This window comes from Clostridium sp. AM43-3BH, assembly GCF_003479985.1.
Taxonomy (GTDB): Bacteria; Bacillota; Clostridia; order Lachnospirales; family Lachnospiraceae; genus Otoolea; species Otoolea fessa.
In genome coordinates this window covers 1-2,630 of the sequence record NZ_QUIH01000016.1, presented here as the reverse complement: position 1 = coordinate 2,630, position 2,630 = coordinate 1, and the positions used below count along the sequence as shown (strand labels likewise).

Sequence of the window (2,630 nt, the reverse complement as noted above, 5' to 3'; positions counted from 1 at the left end):
AATCCAGACGGTATCTGGCTCTTTTGAACCTCATCTTCATTATACTTCAAATCTTTCTTTTTAGCAAGATATTCTTTCGTATTTGTCTTAGCGTATTTCTGGGAAATCAGGCTGACGAACACATCGGTTGCGTCCAGCTCCCCGTCAAACACCGTTGTAACATGAATCTCTGTTTTGTTTTTTGCCATAGGCAGTTATCCTCCATACATGAAAATAGCCAGACAGAGGGTGTCGGCAACGAAGTCCGGCAACGGGCTTCAAAAGACCTTGCAAACAATCTCAATCTGGCGATGGTTACTATTTATACTTTTCTTTTATTTTTCTGTTGTTTTGGTTGTCATAGGGGAGAAAAGCCCGGAAATAAGGGATTTTCCCCGGCAACCGGCTCGGCAACGGGATAGCAACAGGGGGTGCAACGGGCTGTCATTTTCAGAATGGAAGCTCCATCTGTTCTGAGACCTCCACAAAACCGTCCCTCGTTTTTTCAGACGGGTTGCATAAGTCCGTTGCCGGGTTTTCACGCTCCCAGCCCTTTTGTCTGCCATATTCGGAAAACATTCTTGGGTTCGGGAAGTACCGCCAGCCGGAAATACACTGATTCATAATCTCGTTGATTTCCCGGATTTCCCATTGCTTCGGCTCGTCAAAGGCATGGTTTAAGGCTTCCTTGTAGAGCTGCTTGGAACAGACCATGCTCCCGGTGTACTTATCAAGATACGCCTGTATCATCCCGGCTTTGGTGTCCTCCGGCATAAAATCCCGCTGGTCTTCTTTGAGATACCGCTGCATGGCGGGGCTGAAAGCCAGCTTGAACCTGCCGCTTCGGTAAATCTCCATCGCTTCCGCCCACATCTGCTCGATATAGGCTCTGGAAGCAGCTTCGTCCTCCAAAATGTGAACCTCGGCTTGCTCCGGGTACACCATGACGGGGATAAAGCGGCGGTTGCCGGAACGGTCAAGGGGCAGGAAGTCAAGGGCATTGGAAGTGCCGCCAAACACGCACTGACGGGGGCGGTCTGCCGGGTGGGTTTCATAGGGTATCTTGTAAACCTCTTTCTGTCGGCTTAAAAATGACTTGATTTCCTCAATGCTCTTGGCGTTGGCGGTTGCCATCATTTCCGACATTTCGATAATCCAGTGACCTTGCAGCTTGCGGTACACATTGTCATCGTCCAGCTTCCGCAAATCATCGGAGAACCACTCGTCCCGGACTGCCAGCAGCCGGAAGAAGGTGGACTTTCCAGCCCCCTGACCGCCTACCAGACAGAGCATGATTTCAAACTTGCACCCCGGCTGAAAGGCTCGTGAGATTGCACCCAGCAGGAACAGCTTCAATGCTTCATAGGTGTAATCGTCTGCGTCAGCCCCCAGAAAGTGCCGCAGGCAGAAACGGATTCGTTCCGTCCCGTCCCACACAAGGGTATTGAGATAGTCCCGGATGGGATGGTACTTGTTTTCATTCGCCACAATCCCGATGGCGTTATCAATCTTCTTCTCATTGGTAAGCCCGTAGGTTTCTTCCAGATAGAGAAGCAGATACTTCATGTCCGTATCGTTCAGGGCGGTGCTTTCCCTGTGGAAGCCGATGGGCTTTATGATGTCCTTGCGGTCGGTCAGGATGTTGTATGCGATAGCCCCGGAAAGCAGCGGGTCACGCTGGAATACGGTCAGGCAGTTCCGTATGCTCTGACGGACACCGCCTTTCTCGGTAGTTTCCAGCCCCGCCTTGATTTCCTCAACGCTCTGGGGCGGCTGCATGGCGTTCATGGTGTTTTTTAGTTCTTGCTGCGTCTGCGGCTGCAAGCTCTGCCATTCGCTGTTCAAGCTGTATCACATCCTTTCCGTAGTCCGTAATCAAAGCCGCTTTTTCCTCTGTTTCCCCGAACAGCAGCACATCCAGCAGATATTCCACTTGGTCTTGCTTCTGTAAGGCTTCCACAAACCGGGGATGAAAGATTTCCTCTGGGGAGTGCGGGGCATATTCCTTTCTCCACACTCGGAGTAGGTGGAGATAATCGGCAAGGATACGGAAGCAATGGTTTTTTGCTTCCTGAAACTGTTCCTCCGGGGATTTCTGCCGGGACTTGGGCTTTTTTGCCTTTCCCGGCGGTTTCCAGTCCTCATAGGAAAGCCCGAAGTCCTGTGCCAGTTGTACGGCGGCTTCTTTCTTTCCCAGCCCATACAGGGCGGCGGCAAAATCAATCACATCCCCATCCGCACCGCAGCCGAAGCAGTGGTAACGCCGATCCAGCTTCATGCTTGGGGTTTTATCGTGATGGAACGGGCAGCAAGCCATCCCGTTCCGACCTACATGGATTCCATAATGCTCCGCAGCCTGTCTTGTTGTGACGGACTGCTTCACAGCTTCAAATACATTCAAATCTATCCCTCCTTGAAAACAAAAAAGCACCTGACATTCTCTGATTGAAAATGGCAAGTGCCTGTTAAAGTTCCATATCCTGTTGTTTGTGTTTCGTCTGTGCTGGGACAGTTCTTTGTGCTTTTTTCTCGTCAGCCTTATCCTGCAAGACTTCCTTGATGGGCTGCTTCTTGGGCGGCTCTTTGCTTTCCTCTGTGCCGGGGGTGGCTTTCTGTACCCAGTAGCGGATATCCCGCAGCTTCTTCAAATC

At 51.1% G+C, this 2,630-nt stretch carries 3 protein-coding genes and 1 pseudogene; all 4 read right to left on the bottom strand.

Features of this window, described 5'->3' with window-relative positions; translation table 11 throughout:
* The coding region (locus DW931_RS15705) for a hypothetical protein (RefSeq protein WP_118627018.1) at positions 1-188 on the bottom strand (188 nt) is incomplete at its 3' end.
* Between the two features lie 241 nt (positions 189-429).
* The gene (locus DW931_RS15695; protein ID WP_118627017.1) at positions 430-1,767 is read right to left on the bottom strand and encodes a virulence-associated E family protein; all 1,338 of its coding nucleotides are present in this window, start codon (positions 1,765-1,767) and stop codon (positions 430-432) included.
* Positions 1,736-2,380 (bottom strand): CHC2 zinc finger domain-containing protein, encoded by a 645-nt coding sequence (locus tag DW931_RS15690; RefSeq protein ID WP_118627016.1) that lies wholly within the window; start codon positions 2,378-2,380, stop codon positions 1,736-1,738. Before DW931_RS15690 ends, DW931_RS15695 begins: the two co-directional genes overlap by 32 nt.
* A 64-nt stretch (positions 2,381-2,444) precedes the next feature.
* Positions 2,445-2,630, bottom strand: a pseudogene (locus DW931_RS15685) (conjugal transfer protein); the annotation flags it as partial.